At 70.0% G+C, this 23,973-nt stretch carries 26 protein-coding genes and 1 pseudogene; 19 read left to right on the top strand and 8 right to left on the bottom strand.

Annotated features, from left to right (window positions below; genetic code table 11):
• Both CP973_RS05605 and CP973_RS05600 read right to left on the bottom strand, forming a co-directional pair.
• Positions 1–1,431: an MFS transporter gene (locus CP973_RS05605; RefSeq protein WP_167538266.1), complete on the bottom strand. Its 1,431-nt coding sequence runs from the start codon at positions 1,429–1,431 to the stop codon at positions 1–3.
• Positions 1,432–1,641: 210 nt separating this feature from the next.
• Positions 1,642–2,703: a glycosyltransferase family 2 protein gene (locus tag CP973_RS05600; protein ID WP_150238099.1), complete on the bottom strand. Its 1,062-nt coding sequence runs from the start codon at positions 2,701–2,703 to the stop codon at positions 1,642–1,644.
• Between the two features lie 351 nt (positions 2,704–3,054).
• On the opposite strand from CP973_RS05600, the gene CP973_RS05595 reads away from it, so the two are divergent.
• Together CP973_RS05595 and CP973_RS05590 are read left to right on the top strand one after the other, a co-directional pair.
• A complete protein-coding gene (locus CP973_RS05595; protein WP_150238095.1) occupies positions 3,055–4,506 on the top strand; it encodes an LCP family protein in 1,452 nt (483 codons plus the stop codon).
• Between the two features lie 78 nt (positions 4,507–4,584).
• A complete protein-coding gene (locus tag CP973_RS05590) occupies positions 4,585–5,271 on the top strand; it encodes a hypothetical protein (protein ID WP_150238091.1) in 687 nt (228 codons plus the stop codon).
• Between the two features lie 142 nt (positions 5,272–5,413).
• On the opposite strand, the gene CP973_RS05585 is transcribed toward CP973_RS05590, so the two are convergent.
• The gene (locus CP973_RS05585; RefSeq protein ID WP_030594923.1) at positions 5,414–5,965 is read right to left on the bottom strand and encodes an acyl-CoA thioesterase; all 552 of its coding nucleotides are present in this window, start codon (positions 5,963–5,965) and stop codon (positions 5,414–5,416) included.
• A gap of 263 nt (positions 5,966–6,228) precedes the next feature.
• Between CP973_RS05585 and CP973_RS05580 the strand changes: the two genes are divergently transcribed.
• From CP973_RS05580 to CP973_RS05515, 14 genes and pseudogenes are all read left to right on the top strand, one after another.
• On the top strand, positions 6,229–7,581 hold the full coding sequence (locus tag CP973_RS05580) for an LCP family protein (protein WP_150238089.1): 1,353 nt from the start codon (positions 6,229–6,231) through the stop codon (positions 7,579–7,581).
• Between the two features lie 189 nt (positions 7,582–7,770).
• Positions 7,771–8,028: pseudogene (locus CP973_RS40700) on the top strand (hypothetical protein); the annotation flags it as partial.
• The gene (locus CP973_RS05570; RefSeq protein ID WP_150238088.1) at positions 8,003–8,533 is read left to right on the top strand and encodes a DUF6879 family protein; all 531 of its coding nucleotides are present in this window, start codon (positions 8,003–8,005) and stop codon (positions 8,531–8,533) included. The pseudogene CP973_RS40700 and the gene CP973_RS05570, both read left to right, overlap by 26 nt.
• 23 nt (positions 8,534–8,556) lie before the next feature.
• Complete coding sequence (locus tag CP973_RS05565; protein ID WP_150238086.1) at positions 8,557–9,405, top strand: helix-turn-helix domain-containing protein; 849 nt, start codon at positions 8,557–8,559, stop codon at positions 9,403–9,405.
• A 212-nt stretch (positions 9,406–9,617) separates the two neighbouring features.
• Positions 9,618–10,718 carry a methyltransferase domain-containing protein gene (locus CP973_RS05560; RefSeq protein ID WP_150238084.1) on the top strand — a complete coding sequence of 367 codons (1,101 nt, stop codon included), beginning with the start codon at positions 9,618–9,620 and terminating at the stop codon, positions 10,716–10,718.
• 466 nt (positions 10,719–11,184) lie between these two features.
• On the top strand, positions 11,185–11,394 hold the full coding sequence (locus CP973_RS05555) for a hypothetical protein (RefSeq protein WP_150243174.1): 210 nt from the start codon (positions 11,185–11,187) through the stop codon (positions 11,392–11,394).
• Complete coding sequence (locus CP973_RS05550) at positions 11,378–11,902, top strand: DUF6879 family protein (protein ID WP_150238082.1); 525 nt, start codon at positions 11,378–11,380, stop codon at positions 11,900–11,902. Before CP973_RS05555 ends, CP973_RS05550 begins: the two co-directional genes overlap by 17 nt.
• The gene (locus CP973_RS05545) at positions 11,892–12,734 is read left to right on the top strand and encodes a helix-turn-helix domain-containing protein (RefSeq protein WP_150238080.1); all 843 of its coding nucleotides are present in this window, start codon (positions 11,892–11,894) and stop codon (positions 12,732–12,734) included. Before CP973_RS05550 ends, CP973_RS05545 begins: the two co-directional genes overlap by 11 nt.
• A 38-nt stretch (positions 12,735–12,772) precedes the next feature.
• Positions 12,773–13,087 (top strand): hypothetical protein, encoded by a 315-nt coding sequence (locus tag CP973_RS05540; protein WP_150238078.1) that lies wholly within the window; start codon positions 12,773–12,775, stop codon positions 13,085–13,087.
• A gap of 38 nt (positions 13,088–13,125) precedes the next feature.
• Positions 13,126–13,356 carry a DUF397 domain-containing protein gene (locus tag CP973_RS05535; RefSeq protein WP_150238076.1) on the top strand — a complete coding sequence of 77 codons (231 nt, stop codon included), beginning with the start codon at positions 13,126–13,128 and terminating at the stop codon, positions 13,354–13,356.
• 92 nt (positions 13,357–13,448) lie between these two features.
• A complete protein-coding gene (locus CP973_RS05530; protein WP_150238073.1) occupies positions 13,449–13,919 on the top strand; it encodes a hypothetical protein in 471 nt (156 codons plus the stop codon).
• Between the two features lie 18 nt (positions 13,920–13,937).
• Positions 13,938–14,159 (top strand): DUF7848 domain-containing protein, encoded by a 222-nt coding sequence (locus CP973_RS41920; protein WP_150238071.1) that lies wholly within the window; start codon positions 13,938–13,940, stop codon positions 14,157–14,159.
• A 118-nt stretch (positions 14,160–14,277) separates the two neighbouring features.
• Positions 14,278–15,015 carry a tyrosine-type recombinase/integrase gene (locus tag CP973_RS05520; protein ID WP_150238069.1) on the top strand — a complete coding sequence of 246 codons (738 nt, stop codon included), beginning with the start codon at positions 14,278–14,280 and terminating at the stop codon, positions 15,013–15,015.
• Positions 15,016–15,035: 20 nt separating this feature from the next.
• On the top strand, positions 15,036–15,245 hold the full coding sequence (locus CP973_RS05515; protein WP_150238067.1) for a site-specific integrase: 210 nt from the start codon (positions 15,036–15,038) through the stop codon (positions 15,243–15,245).
• Between the two features lie 200 nt (positions 15,246–15,445).
• On the opposite strand, the gene CP973_RS05510 is transcribed toward CP973_RS05515, so the two are convergent.
• On the bottom strand, positions 15,446–16,618 hold the full coding sequence (locus CP973_RS05510; protein ID WP_150238065.1) for an acyl-CoA dehydrogenase family protein: 1,173 nt from the start codon (positions 16,616–16,618) through the stop codon (positions 15,446–15,448).
• A gap of 212 nt (positions 16,619–16,830) precedes the next feature.
• On the opposite strand from CP973_RS05510, the gene CP973_RS05505 reads away from it, so the two are divergent.
• Positions 16,831–18,171 carry a UDP-glucose dehydrogenase family protein gene (locus CP973_RS05505; protein ID WP_150238064.1) on the top strand — a complete coding sequence of 447 codons (1,341 nt, stop codon included), beginning with the start codon at positions 16,831–16,833 and terminating at the stop codon, positions 18,169–18,171.
• A 177-nt stretch (positions 18,172–18,348) separates the two neighbouring features.
• Here the strand turns inward: CP973_RS05505 and CP973_RS05500 are convergent, their stop codons facing one another.
• From CP973_RS05500 to CP973_RS05490, 3 genes are read right to left on the bottom strand one after another with little or no spacing between them, the layout of a single operon-like run.
• A complete protein-coding gene (locus CP973_RS05500) occupies positions 18,349–19,554 on the bottom strand; it encodes a dipeptidase (RefSeq protein ID WP_150238059.1) in 1,206 nt (401 codons plus the stop codon).
• Entirely contained in the window at positions 19,551–20,087 is a 537-nt protein-coding gene (gene purE, locus CP973_RS05495; protein ID WP_150238058.1) for a 5-(carboxyamino)imidazole ribonucleotide mutase, read from the bottom strand. The genes CP973_RS05500 and purE overlap by 4 nt, the downstream gene beginning before the upstream one ends.
• Positions 20,084–21,280: a 5-(carboxyamino)imidazole ribonucleotide synthase gene (locus CP973_RS05490; RefSeq protein ID WP_425281937.1), complete on the bottom strand. Its 1,197-nt coding sequence runs from the start codon at positions 21,278–21,280 to the stop codon at positions 20,084–20,086. Before CP973_RS05490 ends, purE begins: the two co-directional genes overlap by 4 nt.
• 143 nt (positions 21,281–21,423) lie before the next feature.
• Between CP973_RS05490 and CP973_RS05485 the strand changes: the two genes are divergently transcribed.
• Entirely contained in the window at positions 21,424–21,870 is a 447-nt protein-coding gene (locus tag CP973_RS05485) for a protease inhibitor I42 family protein (protein WP_150238055.1), read from the top strand.
• A gap of 137 nt (positions 21,871–22,007) precedes the next feature.
• Positions 22,008–22,550 (top strand): GtrA family protein, encoded by a 543-nt coding sequence (locus tag CP973_RS05480; RefSeq protein WP_150238052.1) that lies wholly within the window; start codon positions 22,008–22,010, stop codon positions 22,548–22,550.
• Between the two features lie 130 nt (positions 22,551–22,680).
• Here CP973_RS05480 and CP973_RS05475 read toward each other — a convergent pair whose 3' ends face one another.
• Positions 22,681–23,931, bottom strand: coding sequence for an ATP-binding protein (locus tag CP973_RS05475; protein WP_150238050.1), 1,251 nt, complete (start codon positions 23,929–23,931; stop codon positions 22,681–22,683).
• Positions 23,932–23,973: the final 42 nt, after the last annotated feature.

The raw sequence follows: 23,973 nt of genomic DNA, 5'->3' as shown, positions 1-23,973 counted from the left end.
TCACAGCGGCAGGTCGCGCGGCGCCGGGGAGTCGACGCCGTCCTCGCGGAGGACGGCGGGCGCGGCGGCCCGAGGCAGGTCGCGGGCGAGGACACCGGCGGCGGCCGACGTCGTGGTCAGGGCGGCGGTGGTGACCGCGAACGCGCCGACGACATCGGCCGTGGCGCGGACCTGGGCGAAGAAGAGGAAGCCGAAGACGCACACGCCGAGCGCGGCGCCGAGCTGCTGGGCCGTGGAGACCACGCCGGACGCCGCGCCCGCGACGGCGTCCGGCACCGTCCGCAGGGTCACGGACAGGGCCGGGGTGACGCACAGGCCGAGCGCGGCGCCGACGGCGCAGACCGTGCCGATCAGCAGGCGCGGATCGGTGCCGAGGGCGGTCGCGGCGCAGCCCGCGTAGCCGGCGGTGGCGGCGAGGGAGGCCAGGACCAGCAGCCGGGGCTCGGCGCCACGCGCGAGCCGCGGCGCGAGCAGCGACCCGCCCGCGAAGGCGACCGCAGCCGGAGCCATGCCCAGGCCGGTGGCCAACGGGCTCCAGTCCAGCCCGCGTTGCAGCAGCAGGCCGAGTATCAGGACGAACGCGCTGAGCCCACAGTTGATCAGGACGATCAGCACGATGCCGCGGCGGAAGCCGTCGAGGCGCAGCAGCCTCGGTGGTACGAGCGGGGAGCCGCCCCGGGCGTCCAGCGCGCGTTCGTGGCGCAGGAAGCAGGCCGCGACCGGGACCGACGCGGCCAGGCAGGCCGGCCCCCACCACACCATGCCGCCCGCGCCGCCCGCCACCAGCGGGACGACGAACAGCCCGAGCGCGCCCGCCGCGAGGCCGATCCCCGGCAGGTCGGCGCGGACCGGGCCGTGCCGTACGGGGCTCGCGCCGCCCGCCGCCCACGGCAGCAGGGTGAGCGCCAGAACCCCCACCGGCACGTTGACGAGGAACACGGCGCGCCATCCGAGCCCGAGCACATCGGCCGTCAGCAGCCAGCCGCCCAGCAGTTGGCCGCCGATGGCGCCGAGCCCCATCACCGCGCCGATCGCGGCGTACGCCCGGCGCTGCGCCGCGCCGGTGAACAGGGTCCGCGCCGCCCGGTAGACCTGCGGCACCATCAGTGCGGTGCCGGCGCCCTGCGCCATCCGCGCGACGACCAGTACGGCCGTGGTGGGCGCCACGCCGCAGAGCAGCGACGCGCCGGTGAAGACGGCCATGCCGAGGCCGAAGACGCGCAGCGTGCCCAGTGCGTCCCCCAGCCGTCCGCCGGCGGCGAGGCCGAGGGCGTAGACCAACTGGTATCCGGCGAGGACCAGTTGCTGCTGGCCGCCGTCCGCCCCCAGGTCCCGCTCCAGCGCGGGCATGGCCACGACCACGATGAAGACGTCGAGGTTGGCCAGGAAGGTGCCGCACAGCAGGACAACCAGTGCCGCCCATGGACGCACGGGGGCACCTCCAGCCGATCGGCGAGCACGATGCGTGATGATCGAGACACGTATCGTAACCGCGACCACGCGCCTGTGCCCAGCCCGTGTCCGGTGCGGTGACGGGTGGGGTGCGTGGGGTGGATGAGGCGGGCGGATACGCGTCGGCGCCCGTACGGGATCGCGTACGGGCGCCGGGTGCGCGTCAGTCGCCGGTGCGGGCCGCCGGGCTCACTCGGCCGCGGCCGGGCGGCGCGGGGCCGTCACCGCCGGGCGGCGGCTGGCGATGACCTTCTTGGCCAGCGACCGCGGGCTGGTCAGGAAGCCCCAGCCCCAGGACATGTGCATGGTCGCCAGCGCGACCGGGATCTGCGCGCGGGCCTTCAGCGGCAGCCCCTTGCCCGCCGGGACCGAGCCCGCCGCGATGGCGGCCACGTAGCCGGCCGGGACGACGAAGCCCCAGGGCGTGACGAAGGCGCCGACCACGGCGCCCGCCGCGATGGCGCACACGGCGGTCGGCGGGGCCAGGTAGCGCAGGTTGATCGATCCGGGGTGGTAGCGGGCTACGACGTGGCGCCAGCGGCCGTAGTCCTTGTACTGCTTGGCGAGCGCGCGGATGCTGGGCCGCGGCCGGTACTGCACCTTCAGCTCCGGCGAGAACCAGATCTGCCCGCCCGCCTCGCGGATCCGGAAGTTCAGCTCCCAGTCCTGGGCGCGGATGAACTCCTCGTTGTAGCCGCCCTGCTGCTCCAGCGCCTCGCGCCGGAAGACGCCCAGGTAGACCGTGTCGGCCGGGCCGGCGGCGCCGCCCGTGTGGAACGCCGCGTTGCCCACGCCGATCTTGGAGGTCATCGCGGCGGCCACCGCGTCCTCCCAGGCGTTCTCGCCCTCGGCGTGCATGATGCCGCCGACGTTCTGCGCGCCGGTCTCCTCCAGGAGCCGCACCGCGGTCGCGATGTAGTTGGGCGAGAGCATGCCGTGGCCGTCCACGCGGACCACGATCGGGTGCCGGGACGCCTTGATCGCCGCGTTCAGGGCGGCCGGGGTACGGCCGGTGGGGTTCGGCACGGTCAGCACGCGGGCGCGCTCGTTCGCGGCGTTCTCGGCGACCAGCTCGGCGGCGATCTCGTCGGTGCGGTCCGTGGACGGCCCGAGCGCGATCACCACCTCCATGTCACCGGCGTAGTCCTGCGCCAGGATGTGCTGGACGGAGCTGCGCAGATGACGTTCCTCATTGAGCACCGGCATGATCACGGAGACGGCCGGGGGCTGCTGCGGGGGCGTGGCGTTCATCGCGGTCACGTTACCGCGTATGGGGGACGGGGGCCGACGGCAGGCGGGTGGCCTTGGGCCCGGCGCCCGGCGTGTGGCGCTTTACAGCCGATCATATGGGCCTACGGTGACCCGGCCCGCTCCGTTCCCTCGCGGAGACGATTCGTCCCCCTCCGGAGACGGTCTTCCGCCTCCCCGGCCGGACCGCCCGGGTCCGCAGCGTCCCGCCCGTACGCCCACGTCCCAGCTTCCACCCCACCCGTCACCGTCCCCCGTACCCCCCTCCCTACCCCGTCCCCCTACCTACTCCGTCCCCCCTCCCGCTCCCCCTCCCCACTCCGTCCGCCCCGACCCGCCGCGGAGGTGTCCCCCATGACCGCACCGCACCGCCCGCCCCGTACCCCCGCCCGCCACCGGCGCCCGGACGGGCGGCCCCGCTGGGGTCTGCGCATGGCCGCGAGCGCTTCGCTGCTGCTGCTGGCCGCGGGCGGGATCGGGCACGCCATGGTCAGCGGCGTACAGGACGGCATCTCCCGGGTGGACGCCTTCAAGGGCTTGGGCGACCGGCCGGACAACAGCGGCGGGGACGGCATGAACTTCCTGGTCGTCGGCACGGACGGCCGGGACAAGCTGTCCCGCGAGGAGAAGCGCCGCTACCACCTCGGCGGCGAACCGTGCCACTGCACCGACACGATCATGATGGTCCACCTGTCCGCCGACCGGGACCGCGCCAGCGTGGTCAGCCTGCCGCGCGACTCGTACGCCCTGACACCGCCGCACACCGACATCACCACCGGTCAGAAGCACCACGGCCACCCGGTCAAGCTGAACGCGGCGTACGCGGAGGGCGGACCTGGCCTGACCATCCGGACCGTCGAGCGCATGACCGGGGTGCACATCGACCACTACCTGGAGGTCGACTTCACCAGCTTCATGAAGACGGTGGACGCGGTCGGCGGTGTGGACATCTGCACCACCCGCCCCCTGAAGGACAGCTACACCGGCCTGGCCCTGCCCCCCGGACGCTCCCGGCTGGACGGCGGCCAGGCCCTCCAGTACGTCCGCGCCCGGCACCTGGACAGCGCCTCCGACCTCGGACGGATGCAGCGCCAGCAGCGCTTCTTCGCCGCGCTCATGCACAAGATCACCAGCTCCGGCGCGCTGCTGAACCCGGTCCAGTTCAAGCACATCACCGACGCGCTGCTGGAGTCCGTACGGGCCGACGAGGGCTTCGGCGCCGACGAGATGGTCGACCTCGGCCAGGCGCTGCGCGGCTTCAACCCGTCGTCCTCCGAGTTCGCCTCGGTCCCGGTGGGCGACATCGACTTCCAGGTGCCCAACGTGGGCTCGACCGTGATGTGGAACGAGGCCAAGGCGAAGAAACTCTTCCAGGCCCTGCGCGAGGACCGGCCGCTGGCCGCGCGGCGGCCCGGCCGGCAGCGGGCGACGACGGTGGACGTACCGCCCGGCACGATCCGGGTGCAGGTCGACAACGGCGCCGGGCGGGCCGGGCTGGGCCGCGCGGTGGACAAGGCCCTGCGCGCCACCGGCTTCGACACCACCGGAACGCCCGGCAACGCCCCCGCGCGCGTACGGCGGACCGTGATCTCCTACGATCCGCGCTGGGACCGCTCGGTACGCTCCCTGTCCGCCGCCCTGCCCAAGGCGGCCCTACGCCAGGCCCCCGGCCAAGGATCACTGCTGCGCGTCACCGTCGGCAAGGACTTCAAGGCGGTGCACAAGGTCCGCTCCGACGACCCGACCCAGCCGTCGGGCGCCGGCGATTTCGGAACGCTGACGGGGGACGAGGCGGCGTGCCCCTGACTCCCGGCCCCGCCCCCACCGTGCATTGCTCGCTCACCTATGTGTACTCAGTCCTGTGTACTGAGTACAGTCCCGCCCATGGGCGAGAAACGATCACCCCTCTCCGACCGCTGGTTCATCGAGCAGATCACCGCCGTCGCGCAGCAGTTCCTGCGTTCGCAGCCGGACCCCCGCGTACCGGACGCGCCGCCCGCCCCGCAGGGCTCGGGGCCCGCGGACCTGACCGCCCGCGCGGCGCGACTGTCGGCGCAGCGGGCCCGGCTGGAGCAGGAGGAAGCCGCGCTCCAGGCGGACGTCGAACGCCTCAACCACGCGGCCCGGCGGGATTCCGGCACCGCACCGCGACCAGCGCGTACGACGGCCGTCCCGGAACTCGACATCGGCGCCGACGACCTCACCCTCACCGAGGCGGGCCGCATCCGGCGCGCCTACAAGGTCACCGAGGCCGCCCTGCCGCGCCTCGTCCTGGAGGCCGCGGCGGACGGCCTCGACGCACCCGCCATCGCCCGCGACCTGGCCGTCACGCCGTCGTACGTGTACCGCATCCTGCGCGAACGCGTCCGCTACACGTGGCGCCTCGACGTATGCGACGGCGGCGCGTGGACCGTACGCGGCAGCGGCCAGGACGTGGTCGAGCGCGCCCTCGACAGCGGGACCCGGCTCGCCGAGCGGCTCCTCACCGAGACCGGCGCCGACCGCGTACTCCTTTGGGAGGGCGCACGCACGACCGACGCCGAGGCGAGCCTCGTACGCGTCCGCCCGTAAGTGCCGCGACCCGGCCGTAAACGCCGCGCCCCGCCCAGAAGCGCCGCAGCCTCCTTACAAGCGCCGCAGCCTCCCTACAAGCTCCGCGCGCCGCCCGAAAGCTTCGCGCCTCACCCGGGAGTTCCGCGCCCGCCCGGAGGTCTCAGTCCTCGGCCCCGCCCACCGCGCCCTGCTCCCGCAACTCCTTGATCGCGCGGCGGCGGGCCAGCCGGTGGGTGCGGCGGATCTGGGCCTCCTGGTAGCGGCGCTTGTCGCGCTCGGTCTCCGGGATGACCGGCGGTACGGCGCGGGGCTTGCCGTTCTCGTCCACCGCCGCGAAGACCAGGTACGCGGAGCCGACCTGGGTCGCGGGCGTGGACTCGTTCCAGCGCTCGGCCAGCACCCGGACCCCGATCTCCATCGAGGACCGGCCGGTCCAGTTCACCTGGGCCTTCACATGAACAAGATCTCCGACGCGGACCGGCTCCAGGAACGCCATCTCGTCCATGGAGGCGGTGACCGCGGGGCCGCCGGAGTGCCGGCCCGCCACCGCGCCCGCCGCGTCGTCGACGAGTTTCATGATCACGCCACCGTGCACCGTGCCGAGCAGGTTGGTGTCGCCTGCCGTCATGATGTGCGACAGCGTCGTACGGGAGACGGAGGTGGGCTTGCCCGGAAGGTCGCCCTCCGGGCCGGTGGTGACGAGATCGGTCATGCGCCCAGCTTATGCGCGGGGCGCGCACCCTCCCCCAGCGCCCGTCCCGCACCCCGCACCCCTCACATCCCCGTTACGCGCCCCACCGCCCCGCGTTTCCCTTCCCCCTCCCTCCTGACCAGGCACAACCCTCCGGAATGAGCACCTCCACCCGGTTTGCGCAAGCGACGCCCCGCGTCACTTTGCATCAGCTCTGCAACAGCGGCGGCCCGATCTCGTGCCTGGGCTGTATGGGGGAGCGGTAGTACAGGCAGACTTCCCCCATGAACGAGTGGCCTGGGTCCGACAACAGAGACCGGTACGGACGTGGCAGCGGCGCCGAACCGGAGGGCGCGCGCGCCATGCCGCACGTACGCCGTGGCGGTCCGTACGGCTCCGGTGGGCCCGGTGGCCCCGGCGTCCCCGGCGGTCCCGGGCCGGGGCAGCAGCCGCCCGAGCCGCCGCTGCCGCCGCACCTGTCACCGCGCCGCGGCCCCGCCGTACCCCACCAGAACCAGGGCTACGACCCGTACGGCAACGGCCCCGGCCAGGGCCCCGGCCACGACGACGGCTACAACACCGGCCAGGTCTACGGCGGAGGCGGAGGCCGCGGCGGGCGCGGTGGGCGCGGCGGCGACCGCGGTCAGCGCCCCGCCCCCAACTGGGGCCGCCGCATCAAGTGGACCGTCCTGACACTCGTCGCCGTACTCCTCGTCACCTCCGTCGCCACCTACTTCTGGGCCGACGGCAAGCTGCGCCGCGAGGTGGACCTGAGCAAGGTCATCGACCGGCCGGAGGCGGGCGACGGCACGAACTACCTGATCGTCGGCTCGGACAGCCGCGAGGGCATGTCCGACGAGGACAAGAAGAAGCTGCACACCGGCTCCGCCGAGGGCAAGCGCACCGACTCGATGATGATCCTGCACGACGGCAGCAACGGCCCGACGCTGATCTCGCTGCCGCGCGACTCGGACGTGGAGATCCCCTCGTTCGTCGGCTCCAAGACCGGCAAGAAGTACCCGGGCCGCGGCCGGCACACCAAGCTCAACGCGGCGTACGCCGAGGACGGCCCCGAGCTGCTGGTGCGCACCGTCGAGCACAACACCGGCCTGCACATCGACCACTATGTCGAGATCGGCTTCGCCGGCTTCGCCAACATCGTGGACGCGATCGGCGGCGTCGAGATGGACATCCCCAAGGCGTTCAAGGACAAGAAGTCCGGCGCCGACTTCCAGGCCGGCAAGCAGACCCTCAACGGCGAGCAGGCCCTGGCCTTCGTCCGCACCCGCTACGCCTTCGCGGGCAGCGACCTGGACCGCACGAAGAACCAGCAGAAGTTCCTCGCCGCCCTCGCCAACCAGACGGCCACCCCCGGCACGATCATGAACCCCTTCAAGCTCTACCCGACCCTGGGCGCGGGCCTGGACACCCTGGTCGTCGACAAGGACATGGGCCTGTTCGACCTCGGCTCGATGTTCTTCGCGATGAAGGGCGTCACCGGCGGCGACGGCAAGTCCATGAACATGCCCATCGCCGGCACCGTCGGCGGCAACCTCCGCTGGGACAAGGCCAAGGTCTCCAAGCTCGTCGAACAACTGAAGAACGATGAGCCGGTTACGGTGAGCGGGAACGAGTAGGGGGACGGCGGGCAGACGGAACCGGGCCCGGACCGCGAGCGAGCGGTCCGGGCCCCGTCGCGTCGGCATCATCGTGCGCCGGGCGGCCCTGGGGCGCGCACGAAGTACGCACGCGCGCCGTTGACGGTTCGACCCCTCCTCCACCACGCTCGTGCAAGCCGGCGCAAGCCACTCGGCATCGGAGCGGCCATGGCTCTACGGTTCATCGGCATTGATCCAGACACCGGTCAGCAAGGCTCCCCCACCGTCTGGGTGGACGACGAGGCGCGGGAACTGGTGCTCCAGGGATGGAAACCGGACGCACGGCTGGCGGCGGAATGCGGCGCGTTCACGGCCCCCGGTCATGGCGCGGAAATCCCGGCTCACGAAACCGTCATCCGGGTCCCGGCCCGTATGGTGCCGATCCTCAGGGAGGCATGTGATGCCGCAGAGCGAATGGGATTTCGACACGCTGCTGGCCGGGGCCCGGCACTCCGCCGTACATCTGGAGATGCGCGACGTGTACGGCGTGGACGACGAGATCGACGATTTCGAGCACTGGAAACGTACGGGAGAGCGTGACACGGACCCCACGTCCCGGTATTGGGCGCCTTGGGTGAAGCTGATCCGGGAGACCGTGGCACGCGGAGTCGTCGTACGCCGCGCCCGCGTCGTCTCCGAACCGGTCACCGATTACATCCGGTACGAGCACGCCGGCACCCCGGTGAACATCCACGCCGGGGAGCAGGTCCGTTGGTTGCCCCGCCGTCTGGCGTCGGACATCGCCCTGCCGGGGAACGACTGCTGGGTGTTCGACGGCAGGGCCGTGCTCTTCAACCATTTCTCGGGTGACGGAGATTGGTCCGCGCCCGGCTGGGAAATACGTACGGAATCCGCCGTGTCCCGGCTGGCGTCGGCAGCGTTCGAGTCCGTGTGGGAGCGCGCCACTCCCCATGAGAAGTACACGGTCTGAGCGACCCCGGGGAGTACTGCCGCATGTCCGTTTCCCCCTCGTCCAGCACCCAGGCCGCCAGAGAGGCGCTCGCCGCGCGCCTCGGTGAACTGCGCAGGGAAGCGGAGCTGAGCGGTCATGAGCTGGCGGTGCGGTGCGGCTGGAGCCCTGCGAAGACGTCCAGGATCGAGCGGGCCAGAACTCCCGCCTCCGATGCCGACATCCGTGCGTGGTGCACGGCGTGCGGGGCCGAGGAGCAGGTGCCCGATCTGGTCGCGGCGAACCGTCATGCAGAGCAGATGTACGTGCACTGGAAAAAACTGCACCGGCACGGGATGCGCCGGGCACAGGAGGAAGTGGTTCCCCTGTACGAGAACACCCGGAATTTCCGGGTGTACTGCTCGAACGTGGTACCGGGAATGCTCCAGACGGAGGCGTACGCGACAGCCCTGCTCTCCACCATCGCCGCATTCCAAGGCACCCCGGACGACTCGGTTTCCGCCGCGGCCTCGCGTGTCGAGCGCTCACGGGTGGTTTTCCGGGGCGGCCATCGTTTCGCTCTGCTGGTGGAGGAAGGCGTGCTGCGCCACCGCACCGGTGACGCCGGCACCATGGCCGGGCAGCTCGGATACCTGCTGGCGGTGATGGCCCTGCCGAATGTCGGCTTCGGCGTCATCCCGTTCACCGCCGAGCGGCGGGTGTGGCCGCTGGAGGCGTTCTATCTCTTCGACGACTGCCGGGTGAGCGTCGAATTGCTCACGGCCGCGGTGAACATCTCGGCTCCCAGTGAGATCGCCGTCTACGCGAAGGCCTTCGCCGGGCTCTCCCGGATCGCCGTGTACGGCGCTGCGGCACGGACCCTCATCACCGAAGCGATCGACACACTTAGGTGATTCACGTGCAAGCCCGTGCAACAACGTGGTCGACAGCCCATGCCTCTCCGTAGCGTCGCGATGACACACGATGACGCCCAGGAAGCGAGGCACACATGGCCAAGAAGGGCGGAGACGACTCCGGAAGGCCGGACACCTCCGACAGCGACGGCCACCGCGACCGGCCGCCGGGGCCGACCAAGCCGTACGAGCCGCCGAAGGGCTGACACCGGATGACGACACAGCGGCAGCTGTTGGCGGCGCTGGCGAGCAGGGGGCCGCTGCCCGCGGAGTGGCGCGACGCCGTGGCCGCCGTGGACCGGGCACTGTTCATCCCCAGGGTGTTCGAGGGACACGACTTCACCGCCGACCCTGAAAGCTGGTTGGCGGCCGTCTACACGGACGCCCCTGTCGTGACCCAGGTCAACGACGGCGAGGACACTCCGGACGGCGGGTTCCGGCTCGCCACATCGTCCTCCTCCATGCCGTCGGTCATGCTCGACATGCTGGCCCTGCTCGATGTGCGGGACGAACACCGGGTGCTGGAGATCGGCACCGGCACCGGATACCACGCCGCCTGGCTGTGCCACCGGCTGGGCGACAGCTGGGTGACGAGTGTCGAGTTCGACCCGGCGGTGCTGATCATGGCCCTGGGCAACCTCAGGCGTGCGGGGTTCCGGCTGACAGCCGTTGCCGGTGACGGACGCCACGGCTACCGGCAGGGCGCTCCGTACGACCGCGTCATCTGCACCTGCACCATGCGGGACATCCCGTCGGCGTGGCTGGAGCAATGCCCGGACGGACGGATCGTCACCCCGTGGGGCAGCAGCTTCTTCAGTGGCTCGTTCGTCGCGCTGGAGGTACGGAACGGGGTGGCCCAGGGTGCGTTCTCCGGCTATCCGTCCTTCATGTGGGACCGCACCCGACGCGCCGGGACCGGGCGCATCGCCGACCTGTACGCCGGGGAGGAGGGCGAACACAGTACGACGGACATCCCACCGCAGCACGTCATCCAGGACGCACCGGCGTTCTTCACCGGCCTGATCGTCACCGATGCGTGGTACCGGTGGCACGCCGACGACTGTGGTGAAGCCACCTTGTGGTTCTTCTCCGACGACGGAGCGTCCTGGGCGGCCGTGGAGTACGCACCTGACGCGGCGACGTACGAGGTGGAGGAGTACGGGCCGCGGGCGCTGTGGGACGAGGTGCGCGGGGCGTTCCGCCGGTGGCACGGCCTGGGGCGGCCCGAACGGTCGCGGTTCGGCTTGTCGGCCGACCGGGACGGCCAGCGGATATGGCTCGACGACCCACGAAACGTCGTGAGCCGGCCGTAGCCGGGCAACGGGAAGCCCCCGCAGCGCGACGGGGGCCGCTCAGGAAGGTGCGTCACAGGATGAACACCCCGGTCCGAAAGGACCGGGACGCTCACCCCCCGACCCCCTTACGGCAGATTCCGGGCCATGACGATCCGCTGCACCTGGTTCGTCCCCTCATAGATCTGCGTGCTTTACAGCGCACACGGCTCTGACCTGGGAAGACACCCCTTCCGGGGGTATTTCCCCAGCACTTGCCCATGATCACCAAGCTGACCCCCTCGGGACCTCCCTCGGCCCCTCCTGCTGGTCATGCGTTGCTCACATGAGCCTGCCACGCCATACCCAAAGCCGCCTCCGGCGGTGGGCGAGCACCACAGTTTTATGCGACAACGCAAATATTGGCGTGACCGCATGGACGGCGTGGCACGCCCTCCGTACGGTCGTGGAGCCGCCCCACAAGGGGGCGGGGACAGGGGGCTTCACCATGGCTCGTGAGGAATTGACCCGACTCACCGGGAACGGCAACGGGGGGCCGTGCGGCAAGGACGACTGCCCGAACGTCTACCGCACCGCTTCCGGCTCCATCGTCGTCCAGGGCGACGTGTCCAAGGCATTCCAGCCCCCGGAGGGGGAAGGGCTTGTCGAGATCCCCGAAGACGTTCTGAGGGAGGCTGTCCGTGCTCTTGGCTGGTGAGGAGTGGGCCGCACGCTTCGAGGGCTTCCGGCGGGAAGCATGGCGTCTTGAGACCCTGCCGCAGTACCTCATGCCGCAGGAAGCCGAGGAGCTTCAGGCGTTCCGTGACGGCGCGCGTATCGACCCGGCAACGGTCCACAACGAGTACACAAACCGGCTCCGCAGACAGGTCACGGAGGGGCGCGTTCAAGGACGCGTCCACATCGTCACTCGGCCTCTGTCTGAGTACCTGCGGTTCGAGTTCTCCCAGTACTACCGGCCGCACCTCTTGGCTGGGGAGCAGATCCGAATTCTTGACGTGACCGACAGAACCAACCCTCTTGAGGGGGTTCAAGACTTCTGGATGTTCGACCAGTCGGAAGTCGTGCTCATGAACTATGAGCCTGACGGGAAGCAGATCAACCGCGAGGTATTCGAGGGCGACGTGGCCCAGTTCATCGAATACCAGCGAATCGCGGTAGCTGAGTCCGTGCCCTTCGAGGAGTTCGTGAAGGGTCTTGAGTTTTGAGCCTGAACGGCTAGGTCAGTCCAGGTCGGACCTAGCGGAAGCATTGCGAAGCCTGCGCAAGCGAGCCGGGAAGACTCAGACCTGGCTCGCTCGCCGCTGCAACATGTCACAAACCAAGGTCAGCAACATGGAGAGCGGGAAACTGAGTCCCGCCATTGTCGACGTAGAGCTGATCCTTGAAGCGCTTGGGACCGATGATCCGGCAGCCTCGCAGATCCTCGAACTGGTTCGCACCGCGAACACCGAGTGGCAGGACCATTGGTCTTCGCGGCGCCGGGGTCTTGATAAGAAGCAGAACGAGCTAGCCAGGATCGAAACGGTCACAACAGAGTTCCGATTCTTCCTGCTCTCGGCGATCACAGGGCTACTTGCTACGCCGGAGTACGTGCGTGCCAGCATCGCGGACACTCCCGGAGACCAGTCCAAGACCATTGCGAAGAAACTGGAACGCCAGAGCGTCCTCTACGACTCGTCAAAGTCGTTTACGTTCCTGCTGACGGAACAGGCCGTTCGCTGGCCCTTACTGCCACCTCTCGCCATGGCAATGCAGCTCGACCGACTGACTTCGGTATCTCGAATTCCTAGTGTTCGACTTGGGGTCATCCCCTTGGCAGGCCACATTTCAGAGATGCCGCTGAATACTTTCACGGTATACGACCGGCGACTAGCCACCGTGGAAACCGGCACCGGCGCATTGGTCCTGCGGGACCATCGTGACGTGAACGCATACCGCGAGGAATTCGAGAGGTACGAGTCGTACGCAGTGTTCGGAGACGAGTGCCGAGAACTCCTGAACGAGTGGTCCGGGATCTTTACCCGACAACGCAAATAGCACTAGAGGTCCCTCGCCTGCGGCCCGAGGATGTACTCATGCCGACCGAACCGAAGAGTGACCGTCAGAAGGCCCCGCTGGGTTGGCGGATGGACCCGATCCCAAGCCGTCCGGCATACCGGGATGATGATGGGAACATTCGCATCCCTGTGTGGCTGACGAAGAACGGTCGGCTTATGGCAGACACGGAAATGATTCTGCTCCTGTCTGAGGCGGCCTTACTGGACGACAACCTGACCAACGCGATGCGGGACAACTCCAGGTCGATACTGCACGAGATCTTTCGGGAGAGCGCAACGGCTCTTGGCCCGGGTGTCGTGTTCGTGTCGAAGTCGGATCAGTACCAGCTCTGAGTCTGCCCCCAGCATTGATCTCACAGAAAGGCACACCTATGCCCGGAACCGACCTGTACAGCCTGCCCATCGACGGTGTCACGTTCCTCAAGGCGTGCGGGGGCAACACACACCCCGACGGCGAGTCCTGCGCCACGCTGGCCAAGATCGGCCCCAACGCGTGGGCGTTGGGCGACAGCAAGCGGCCCGGTGCGGAGCCGTTGCGTTTCACCACTGCCGAGTTGGACGCGGCCGGTATCGACCCGGCCCGCTTCGGCCTGTCTGCCTGACGGCCATCCCTGGCGCCCCCGGTCCTGGCTCATCCCCGAGAGGCAGGGCCGGTCGGGCGCCCCTCTTCTTCCTGCTCTGAACGGGACGACAGTTGCACCACCACGGCTATCTGTGGACCGGCTCCAAGCAACGGTTCGATGACGAGGCGCTGAGACGGCCCCCGCATCCTGACCCTCCTCCGGCCGATAAGCCGGAGCTGTTCGCGAGGTACAAGGAAGTGAAGGCGGAGTTCCCAACCGTGGACCTGCCACCGCTGGAAACGGCCCACTGGCTGATCAAGCCCGCGAAGCTCGTGCGCGGCACCTGGGAGGAGCCGAAGGAAGCGGCGGAATGGCTCGGGCAACGACTGGCGGAGTACGCACCCCGGTTCGCCTGCGAGTCGGACCGCGACAGTACGCGGCTAGCGCTGCTGGTCTACTCCGCTGCCGATCGGCTGGGTTGGGGTGGAGACGTGTCCCACGGCTTCTACCTGGAGAGGCCCGCATTTCTGTCTATAGCTCTGGTGACCTGCTCCCCGAACCGCGCCGCACCGGACCTTGCCTGCCCGACCGTCCGCGCCTGATGGGGGGAGCGCACCACGATGCCTCGTTCGATCCTGCGGTATACGAAGCACCGGATCACTCAGCAGCCGGACACAGAGGTGACGTTCGAGGCGAAGTGCCTGACGTGCGCCTGGGAGGCTAAGCCTGCGTCGGACGGCGCGACCGTCGATGTGCAGTGCATGAGCCATGCCGGCCGAACGGGGCACGCCCGGTTCCGACGCCTGTGCACATCGGTCGCCCTGGTCGAACGAGCGGAGTAGGGCCGAAGCAACGAAAGAGCCCCGGCCAGAGATGGGCCGGGGCTCGCTTTGTTGGTTGGTTAGAGGAGTGCTCGGAAGGGATTGGCGTCGAGCGAGCCTGTGACAGCGGTCGGGAGCAGTGGACCAATCAAAGGAAGCTGGAGACAGCACCAAGAAGCAGTACCGCTCGATCCTGAACACGACCATTGAGCCGTTCTTCAAGGCGCGCTCGATCGTGTCCCTGAAGGTGGCGGACATTGAGCAGTGGCTCTTGTGGATGGAGACGGACCGCAAGCTGTCCGCACGGACGCGGCGTCAGCGGTTCTCGTTCTTCTCCGGGATGATGGACTGGGCCGTTGTCAACGAGATCATCGGCCGCAACCCGTGCAAGAAGATCAAGCACGCGGGCAGTCGTGCCAAGGAGATCCGCGAGCACAAGAGCAAGGCACGACGGCTCACAACGCGGGAAGTTCTGGCTGCGCTCGACGGCGCCCCACCCCGGTACCGCGCAAAGCTGTGGCTGATGGCCGGTTGCGGGCTCCGTATCGGTGAGGCCATGGCCGTCTCTCGGGATCAGATCGACTTCAAAGCCGAAGTTCTGCGCGTTGGCTTCCAGATCGCGGAGGACGGCGAAACGGAGTCCGGCAAGAGCAGCGCGCTACAGCGGCGGCACATCAAGGCCCACGACGAGGAAGAGCCCGGCCGCGTGGTGCCACTCCCGCCCAACGTTGCCTTCGAGCTTCGGCGACACATCAAGAACCACGGTGTGAGGGCCGGAGCACCTGTTGTTCCCCAACGTGTCGCGCACCGGGTACCTGTACGCGTCGTACTTCTACCGGCAGATCTGGATGGTGGCTCTGTCCCAGGGGGGAGGTGACGTACTGCAAGCCACACTCCATGCGGCACTACTACGGATCGCGGCTCCTGTACGCGGGCGTCCCTGAGAACGATGTGGCCGACTGGATAGGTCACAGCAGTACGGATGTGTTGCGCGAGCACTACCACTACATCTTTGAGGGAGCCGAGCAGCGCGGGCTGGCGGCCATCGCCACGATGCTGACGCCCGGGGCGGACGACCCCACAGAGGCACAGGCCGAAGTCGCCTGACAGAGCCCATACGAACGGCCCCCGGCAGAGTGCCGGGGGCCGTTGCGTTTATGCAGGTGAGAGGCGGTTTCCCGTCCAGCGTCAGCCCAGGATTTCCCCAGCATGACGCCCATGATCGGCCCGAAACGGACCCGAACGGACCGGAAGCCGATCACAGCCCGCGAGCCATCGAAAATGGCCGCTGACCTGCGAAAACCCAGTTACGGCAGGTTCCTCGCCATGACGATCCGCTGCACCTGATTCGTCCCCTCGTAGATCTGCGTGATCTTGGCGTCGCGCATCATGCGCTCCAGCGGGTAGTCGCGGGTGTAGCCGTAGCCGCCGAGGAGCTGGACCGCGTCGGTGGTGATTTCCATGGCGGCGTCGGAGGCGTAGCACTTGGCGGCGGCGCCGAAGAAGGTGAGGTCCTCGTCCTTGCCGCCGGCGGAGATGCGCTCGGAGCGGGCGGCGGCGGCGTAGGTGAGCTGGCGGGCGGCCTCCAGCTTCATGGCCATGTCGGCGAGCATGAACTGCACGCCCTGGAAGTCGCCGATCGGCTTGCCGAACTGCTTGCGCTCCTGGACGTAGCCCTTGGCGTAGTCGAGGGCGCCCTGGGCGATGCCGAGGGCCTGGGCCGCGATGGTGATGCGGGTGTGGTCCAGGGTCTTCATGGCGGTGGCGAAGCCGGTGCCCTCCGCGCCGATCATGCGGTCGGCGGGGATGCGGACGTTGTCGAGGTAGACCTCGCGGGTCGGGGAGCCCTTGATGCCGAGCTTCTTCTCCGGGGCGCCGAAGGAGACGCCCTCGTCGCCCTTCTCGACGACGAAGGCGCTGATGCCCTTGGAGCGCTTCTCGGGGTCGGTCACGGCCATGACCGTGTAGTACTCGCTGACGCCGGCGTTGGTGATCCAGCGCTTGACGCCGTTGAGGACGTAGTGGTCGCCGTCGCGTACGGCCTTGGTCTTCATGCCGGCGGCGTCGGAGCCCGCGTCCGGCTCGCTCAGGCAGTACGAGAACATCGCGTCGCCCTTGGCGAGCGGGCCCAGGTACTTCTTCTTCAGCTCCTCGGAGCCGGAGAGGATGACCGGGAGGGAGCCGAGCTTGTTGACGGCCGGGATCAGCGAGGAGGAGGCGCAGACCCGGGCGACCTCCTCGATGACGATGACGGTGGCCAGCGCGTCCGCGCCGGCGCCGCCGTACGCCTCCGGGACGTGCACGGCGTGCAGGTCGTTGAGGGTCAGCGCGTCCCGGGCCTCCTGCGGGAAGCGGGCCTGCTCGTCCACCTCGGCGGCGAACGGGGCGATCTTCGCCTCGGCGAGCGAGCGCACCGACTCGCGGAGCATGTCGTGCTCCTCGGACGTCCGGTACAGATCGAAATCAGCGGTTCCCGCCAAGGTTTCTCACTCCCCTGAGAGCTGACTGGCTTGCTAACTACCGTTAAGTAACTCGATGTGTCACCCGAATTCTAGGGGCGGCACGGGGCGCGGGAGACGTGAGTTTGCCGACAGCGCACCGCAAGGTCCCGGCCACCGGGCCCGTCGCCCCGGAGACCGGCCGGACTATGCTCGGGCTGCTCAGATCTTCCCCGTACGCACCTGGAGCACCCATGGCCCTGAAGATCACCGTGATCGGCACCGGCTACCTCGGCGCGACGCATGCCGCGGCCATGGCGGAGCTCGGCTTCGAGGTGATGGGCCTGGACATCGACCCGGCGAAGATCGAGATGCTGGAGCGGGGCGAGACCCCGATGTTCGAGCCGGGCCTGGAGGAGCTGCTGCGGGCGCACGTCGCGGGCATCGAGGGCGCCAGCGGCCGGCTGCGCTTCACCACTTCCTGGGAAGAGCTGGCGGACTTCGGCGACGTGCACTTCCTGTGCGTCAACACCCCGCAGAAGCACGGCGAGTACGCCTGCGACATGTCGTACGTGGAATCGGCCGTCGAGTCGCTGGCCCCGCTGCTGCGGCGCCCCGCGCTGGTGGTCGGCAAGTCGACGGTCCCGGTGGGCAGCGCGGCGCGGCTGGCCAAGCGGGTCGCCGAGCTGGCGCCGGCCGGTGAGGACGTGGAGCTGGCCTGGAACCCGGAGTTCCTGCGCGAGGGCTTCGCCGTGCAGGACACCCTGCACCCGGACCGGATCGTGATCGGCGTGGACGGCGGCCGGGCCGAGGAGGTGCTGCGGGAGGTGTACGCCAAGCCCGTGGCCGAGGGCTCGCCGTTCGTCGTGGCCGACTTCCCCACCGCGGAGCTGGTCAAGACCTCCGCCAACTCCTTCCTGGCCACCAAGATCTCCTTCATCAACGCGATGGCGGAGGTGTGCGAGGCGGCCGGCGGTGACGTGGTGAAGCTGGCGGAGGCGATCGGCCACGACGAGCGGATCGGCAAGAAGTTCCTGCGCGCCGGGATCGGTTTCGGCGGCGGCTGCCTGCCCAAGGACATCCGGGCGTTCATGGCGCGCGCCGGTGAGCTGGGCGCCGACCAGGCGCTGACGTTCCTGCGCGAGGTCGACTCGATCAACATGCGGCGCCGCGGCCACATGGTCGAGCTGACCCGGGAGGCGGTCGGCGGCTCCTTCCTCGGCACCCGGGTCGCCGTCCTCGGGGCCACGTTCAAGCCGGATTCGGACGACGTACGGGACTCCCCCGCGCTCAACGTCGCCGGGCAGATCCACCTCCAGGGCGCCCAGGTGACGGTGTACGACCCCAAGGGCATGGCGAACGCCGCGCGCGTGTTCCCGACGCTCGGGTACGCGGACACGGCGCTGGAGGCGGTGCGCGGCGCCGATGTGGTGCTGCACCTGACCGAGTGGCGGGAGTTCCGGGAGCTGGACCCGGCCGCGCTGGCCGAGGTGGTCGCCACGCCGCGCATCCTGGACGGGCGCAACGCGCTCGACCCGGAGCTGTGGCGCAAGGCGGGCTGGACGTACCGGGCGCTGGGGCGTCCGCAGGCCTGACCCGTACGAACAAGCGATCAGGGGCCGGAACTCCGTGGAGTTCCGGCCCTGATCGCGTCGGACCGGCCCCTCGTGACGTCGGACCGGCCCCTCGTGGCGTCGAAACGGCGGCGAAGTGGCGGCGAAGTGGCGACCTGCGCGCCTCAGCCGTCAGAAGTCCGGCATCCTGCGCCCCGCTCAGCCGTCGAGGCTGTCGAGACCGTCGAGCTGGTCGATCGTCGCGATGGACGGCCCGCGCCCGTCCCGCAGCCCCCGCGCGACATCCTCCGCGCCGCCTAGTGTGCGGACCGCGTTCTGCCAGGTCAGCTTGGCGAGGTCGGCCGTGGACCACTTGCGGTCGAGGAGTTCGGCGATCAGGTTCGGATAGCCGGACACGTCGGCGAGGTCGGCGGGGGTGAAGGCGGTGCCGTCGAAGTCGCCGCCGATGCCGATGTGGTCGATGCCGGCGACCTCGCGCATGTGGTCGAGGTGGTCGGCGACGGTGGCGGCGGTGGCGAGCGGGCGCGGGTGCGCCGCCTCGAAGTCGCGGTGCACGGCCATCGCCTCGGCGGTGGTGTCCAGGTGGTGGAAGCCGTGCGCGCGCATGTTCTCGTCCGCGCGCAGGGTCCAGGCGACGGCCGCGGGCAGGATGAACTTCGGTACGAAGGTGGCCATCGCGACGCCGCCGTTGGCGGGCAGCCGCTCCAGCACGTCGTCCGGGATGTTGCGCGGGTGGTCGCAGACCGCGCGGGCGGAGGAGTGCGAGAAGACGACCGGGGCGGCGCTGGTGTCCAGCGCGTCGCGCATGGTGTCGGCGGAGACGTGCGAGAGGTCGACGAGCATGCCGAGGCGGTTCATCTCGCGGACGACCTCGTGGCCGAAGGCGGTGAGGCCGTGCGCGCGCGGCTCGTCGGTGGCCGAGTCCGCCCAGTCGATGTTGTCGTTGTGGGTGAGCGTCATGTAGCGCACGCCCAGTGCGTACAGCGCGCGCAGGGTGGCCAGCGAGTTGCCGATCGAGTGGCCGCCCTCGGCGCCCATCAGGGACGCGATCCGGCCGTCCGCGCGGGCCGCTTCCATGTCGTCGGCGGTGTACGCCAGGCGCAGGTCGTCGGGGTGGCGGGCGGCGAGCCGGCGCACCACGTCGATCTGTTCGAGGGTGGCGGTGACGGCCCGGTCGCCGGCGTAGTCGGACCGTACGTACACCGACCAGAACTGCGCGCCGACGCCGCCGGCCCGCAGCCGGGGGATGTCGGTGTGCAGGTGACCGGTCTGGTCGGCGGCGATGTCGCGCCGGTCGAGGTCGTAGCGGACCTGCTCGCGCAGGGCCCAGGGCAGGTCGTTGTGGCCGTCGACCACCGGCCATTCGGCGAGCAGCGCGCGGGCGGCCTCCAGGGAAGCGCTCACTTGCCGCTCCCGAAGCCGAAGGCCGGGGAGGCGACCTTGTTGCGCAGCCGCTTGCCCTTCTCGGTGGCCTGTTCGTTCAGGTGCTGCTGGAACTCGCGCATCCGGACCTGGAGCTCCGGGTCGTGGGCGGCGAGCATCCGGGCGGCGAGCAGTCCGGCGTTCCGGGCGCCGCCGACCGAGACGGTGGCGACCGGCACGCCGGCCGGCATCTGCACGATGGACAGCAGCGAGTCCATGCCGTCCAGGTACTTCAGCGGTACGGGTACGCCGATGACCGGCAGCGGTGTGACCGACGCGAGCATCCCCGGCAGGTGGGCCGCTCCCCCGGCGCCCGCGATGATCGCCTTCAGGCCCCGCCCGGCGGCCTGCTCGCCGTACGCGATCATCTCGTGCGGCATGCGGTGGGCGGAGACGACGTCGACCTCGTAGGGGACCTCGAACTCGTCGAGGGCCTTGGCCGCGGCCTCCATGACGGGCCAGTCGGAGTCGGAGCCCATGACGATGCCGACCGTGGGGGAAGTGCTCGCAGTCATTCGGTGATGGTTCCTCGCAGGTAGCCGGCGGCGTGCGCGGCGCGCTCGCGCACGTCGGCCAGGTCGTCGCCGTAGGTGTTGACGTGGCCGACCTTGCGGCCGGGCTTCACGTCCTTTCCGTACATATGGATCTTCAGCTGCGGGTCCCGTGCCATGCAATGGAGGTACGCGGAATACATGTCGGGATAGTCGCCGCCGAGGACGTTGGCCATCACCGTCCACTGGGCGCGCGGGCGCGGGTCGCCGAGCGGCAGGTCGAGGACGGCGCGGACGTGGTTGGCGAACTGCGAGGTGATCGCGCCGTCCTGGGTCCAGTGGCCGGAGTTGTGCGGGCGCATGGCCAGCTCGTTGACCAGGATGCGGCCGTCGGCGGTCTCGAACAGCTCGACCGCGAGGTGGCCCACCACGCCCAGCTCCCGCGCGATGCGCAACGCCAGCTCCTGCGCCTGGCCGGACAGCTCCTCGGACAGGTCCGGGGCGGGCGCGATCACCGTGTCGCAGACGCCGTCGACCTGGATGGACTCCACGACCGGGTACGCGACGGCCTGGCCGTGCGGCGAGCGGACGATGTTGGCGGCCAGTTCCCGGACGAAGGAGACCTTCTCCTCGGCCAGAACCGGCACTCCGGCGCGGAACGGCTCGGCGGCCTCCTTGGAGGATCGTACGACCCAGACGCCCTTGCCGTCGTAGCCCCCGCGGACCGTCTTCAGGACCACCGGGAAGCCGCCCTCCCGCCCGTCGCCCGGCCACCGCCCCTCGTCGAGGCGCTGCGCGCCGCCCCCACTGATTTCGGCCGCGAACCGCTCCACGTCCGCCGGGTCGGCGACGATGCGGTGCCGGGGGCAGGGCGCCCCGATCTCGGTCAGCTTCGCGCGCATCACCCCCTTGTCCTGGGCGTGCACCAGCGCGTCGGGGCCGGGCCGGACGGGGATGCCGTCGGCCTCCAGGGCCCTCAAATGCTCGGTGGGAACGTGCTCGTGATCGAAAGTGATCACATCACAGCCACGGGCGAAGGCGCGCAGCGTGTCCAGGTCGCGGTAATCGCCGATGACGACGTCACCGACCACCTGGGCCGCCGAGTCCTGCGGGGTGTCGCTGAGGAGCTTGAATCTGATGCCGAGGGGGATGCCCGCCTCGTGGGTCATACGGGCGAGCTGGCCGCCGCCGACCATGCCGACTACCGGGAACGTCACGCCCCCAGGGTATCCGTACGGCCATGAGCCTCCGCCGCCCCCTTGGATGAACGTACGAACGCAAGTCCGCCACCCTCGCCGTTCGCCGTGTGCGGAGATCACCCGGGCGGTAGGCTCGCCGCCGCCGTGGAGGGGGAGGACTCATGGGCGACGGGGACGACGGGGGCATACCCAGGCGCACCAGGACCGCGGGGATCGCCTTCGCCGTGGCGGCCCTGGTCGCCGCCGTCTACGCGGTGGTCACCCAGCTGACCGGACCGGTCGTGTTCGACGAGGGCGACCGGGAGATCTCGGTCACCTCCGGCACCCGCTTCTCCATCCGCCTCAAGGACAATCCGGCCAGCGGCTTCCGATGGGTCCTCGCCGCACCGCGGCCGGACCCGGCCGTACTGCAAGGGGCCGTCGGGCACTACGACGCCGACGAGCCGTCCGGCCCGGGCTCGGGCGGCTTCCGCTACGTCGATTTCACGGCCCGCGGGGCCGGACATACCGAGGTGACTCTCAGGTACTGCTACCGCTGCGGCACCGCGCAGGCCGACGAGCAGGACGAGAACGCCCGGACGCGGCGGTTCCGGGTGACCGTGGACTGACACGACCCGGGCGCCCCTCCGGTCACGGGTGGCAGGCGGCACACAGGTCCCCTGGTTAGCATGAGCGGACAGGATGCAGGTTGACGACCGCACCCAGACGCCCACGAACGCCCACCACCAGGAGCTGAACGATCACTATGAGTGAACGGAGCGCACTGCGGGCCCGACTGGACGCACTGGCCCGCGAACTCATGAAGTTCGGCGCCGTCGGGGGCGCGGGGGTCCTCGTCAACTTCGTGGTGTTCAACCTCGTACGGCACCTGACCGAGCTGCCCGTCGTCCGGGCCAGCATCGTCGCCACCGTGGTGGCCACCGGCACGAACTACCTCGGCTACCGCTACTTCACCTACCGGGACCGGGACAAGAGCGGCCGCACCAAGGAGCTGACGCTCTTCCTGCTGTTCAGCGTCATCGGCCTGGTCATCGAGAACGGCGTCCTGTACGTGGCGACGTACGGGTTCGGCTGGGACTCCTCGCTCCAGAGCAACGTCTTCAAGTTCCTCGGCATCGGCCTGGCCACGCTCTTCCGCTTCTGGTCGTACCGCACCTGGGTGTTCCGGGCGCTGCCCGCGCGCAAGGCCGTGGCGACGGCGGAGTCCTTCCTGGCCGAGGCCGAGGCCGAGGGCGCGCGGGAACGGCGGGCGGCGAGCGCGGCGGCCGCGGAGCGCCCGCGCGAGTAGCCCCGTCAGGGAGCCGGTCCTGCCACGGGGCCGGTCCCGTTACGGAGCCGGTCCCACTACGGAACCGGTCCCACTACAGAGCCAGGCCCGCCACGGAGCCAGGCTTGCCACGCAGACGCCCGCCCGATGCTCACTCCCCCGCCGACGACTCCGCCTCGCGGGCCAGGAACAGGGCGAACACCGGCGGATGCTGCTGGAGCAGTTCCAGCCGCCCGCCGTCCGCCTCCGCCAGGTCCCGGGCCACGGCCAGCCCCAGCCCCGTCGAATTCCGGCCGCTGACCGTGCGCTCGAACACCCGGGAGCCGAGGTCGGGCGGTACGCCCCGGCCGGCGTCGGTGACCTCCACGACCGCCTGGTTGCCGGTGACGCGGGTGCGCAGCGCCACCGTCCCGTCCCCGTGCATCAGCGAGTTCTCGATCAACGTGGCGAGCACCTGGGCCACCGCGCCGGGCGTACCGACCGCGCGCAGCCCCTTCTTGCCGGAGCGCACGATGGCCCGGCCGGCGCTGCGGTAGGCCGGGCGCCACTCCTCGACCTGCTGCTTGACGACCTCGTCGAGGTCGAAGGCGACGGCGGAGCCGGAGCGCGGGTCGCGGGAGTTGGTCAGCAGCCGCTGGACCACGTCGGTCAGCCGCTCGACCTGGCCCAGCGCGATGGTGGCCTCCTCCTTCACCGTGTCCGGGTCGTCGGTGACGGTGATCTCCTCCAGTCGCATGGACAGCGCGGTCAGCGGCGTCCGCAGCTGGTGGGAGGCGTCGGCGGCGAGCCGGCGCTCGGCGGTGAGCATCCGCGCGATCCGCTCGGCGCTGGCGTCCAGCACGTCCGCGACCCGGTCCAGCTCCTGCACGCCGTAGCGGCGGTGGCGCGGGCGCGGGTCGCCGGAGCCGAGCCGCTCGGCGGTCTCCGCGAGGTCGGTCAGCGGCGCGGTCAGCCGGCGGGCCTGGCGGACGGCGAGCACCACGGCGGCCAGGATCGCCAGGATCGCGACGGCCAGGATGACCAGCAGCGTACGGCCGATCTCGGCGCTGACCGTGGAGCGCGGCTCCTGGACGGTGACCGTCTCGCCGCGGTCGCCGTGCTGGGTGGACTCGATGACGTCGCCGGCCGGCCGGGAGCCGATCTCGATGCGCGGCCGGCCGGGCACCTCGATCTCGGCGTACCGCTTCGCGGTGATCTGCTCCGAGAGGATCTCGGGCGTCAGCTTCTCGCCGCTGCCCAGCCGGCTCTCGACGATGCCGACGAGCCGTACGGCCTCGGAGGCGACGCTCTCCTGCGCCCCCGACTGGATGGTGCGGGTCTCCACGATGACCAGTGACACGCCGAAGACGGCGATCACGACGAGCACCACGGCGAGGGTGGAGTTGATCAGACGGCGGCGCACGGTGTCCTCCGGGCGGGATGCGTTCGTTCTTCTACTCTTCCC

It is taken from the genome of Streptomyces albofaciens JCM 4342 (assembly GCF_008634025.1).
Classification (GTDB): domain Bacteria; phylum Actinomycetota; class Actinomycetes; order Streptomycetales; family Streptomycetaceae; genus Streptomyces; species Streptomyces albofaciens.
The sequence above is the reverse complement of the archived record's forward strand: the minus strand, read 5'-3'. Positions and strand labels throughout refer to the sequence as shown.

Bases quoted from the DNA above. Each gene is read 5' to 3' on its own strand.
- CP973_RS05600 (WP_150238099.1), bottom strand. From the start codon at position 2,703: ATGAACGCCACGCCCCCGCAGCAGCCCCCGGCCGTCTCCGTGATCATG.
- CP973_RS05595 (WP_150238095.1), top strand. From the start codon at position 3,055: ATGACCGCACCGCACCGCCCGCCCCGTACCCCCGCCCGCCACCGGCGC.
- CP973_RS05590 (WP_150238091.1), top strand. From the start codon at position 4,585: ATGGGCGAGAAACGATCACCCCTCTCCGACCGCTGGTTCATCGAGCAG.
- CP973_RS05585 (WP_030594923.1), bottom strand. From the start codon at position 5,965: ATGACCGATCTCGTCACCACCGGCCCGGAGGGCGACCTTCCGGGCAAG.
- CP973_RS05580 (WP_150238089.1), top strand. From the start codon at position 6,229: ATGAACGAGTGGCCTGGGTCCGACAACAGAGACCGGTACGGACGTGGC.
- CP973_RS05570 (WP_150238088.1), top strand. From the start codon at position 8,003: ATGCCGCAGAGCGAATGGGATTTCGACACGCTGCTGGCCGGGGCCCGG.
- CP973_RS05565 (WP_150238086.1), top strand. From the start codon at position 8,557: ATGTCCGTTTCCCCCTCGTCCAGCACCCAGGCCGCCAGAGAGGCGCTC.
- CP973_RS05560 (WP_150238084.1), top strand. From the start codon at position 9,618: ATGACGACACAGCGGCAGCTGTTGGCGGCGCTGGCGAGCAGGGGGCCG.
- CP973_RS05555 (WP_150243174.1), top strand. From the start codon at position 11,185: ATGGCTCGTGAGGAATTGACCCGACTCACCGGGAACGGCAACGGGGGG.
- CP973_RS05540 (WP_150238078.1), top strand. From the start codon at position 12,773: ATGCCGACCGAACCGAAGAGTGACCGTCAGAAGGCCCCGCTGGGTTGG.
- CP973_RS05535 (WP_150238076.1), top strand. From the start codon at position 13,126: ATGCCCGGAACCGACCTGTACAGCCTGCCCATCGACGGTGTCACGTTC.
- CP973_RS41920 (WP_150238071.1), top strand. From the start codon at position 13,938: ATGCCTCGTTCGATCCTGCGGTATACGAAGCACCGGATCACTCAGCAG.
- CP973_RS05515 (WP_150238067.1), top strand. From the start codon at position 15,036: ATGCGGCACTACTACGGATCGCGGCTCCTGTACGCGGGCGTCCCTGAG.
- CP973_RS05505 (WP_150238064.1), top strand. From the start codon at position 16,831: ATGGCCCTGAAGATCACCGTGATCGGCACCGGCTACCTCGGCGCGACG.
- purE (WP_150238058.1), bottom strand. From the start codon at position 20,087: ATGACTGCGAGCACTTCCCCCACGGTCGGCATCGTCATGGGCTCCGAC.
- CP973_RS05485 (WP_150238055.1), top strand. From the start codon at position 21,424: ATGGGCGACGGGGACGACGGGGGCATACCCAGGCGCACCAGGACCGCG.
- CP973_RS05480 (WP_150238052.1), top strand. From the start codon at position 22,008: ATGAGTGAACGGAGCGCACTGCGGGCCCGACTGGACGCACTGGCCCGC.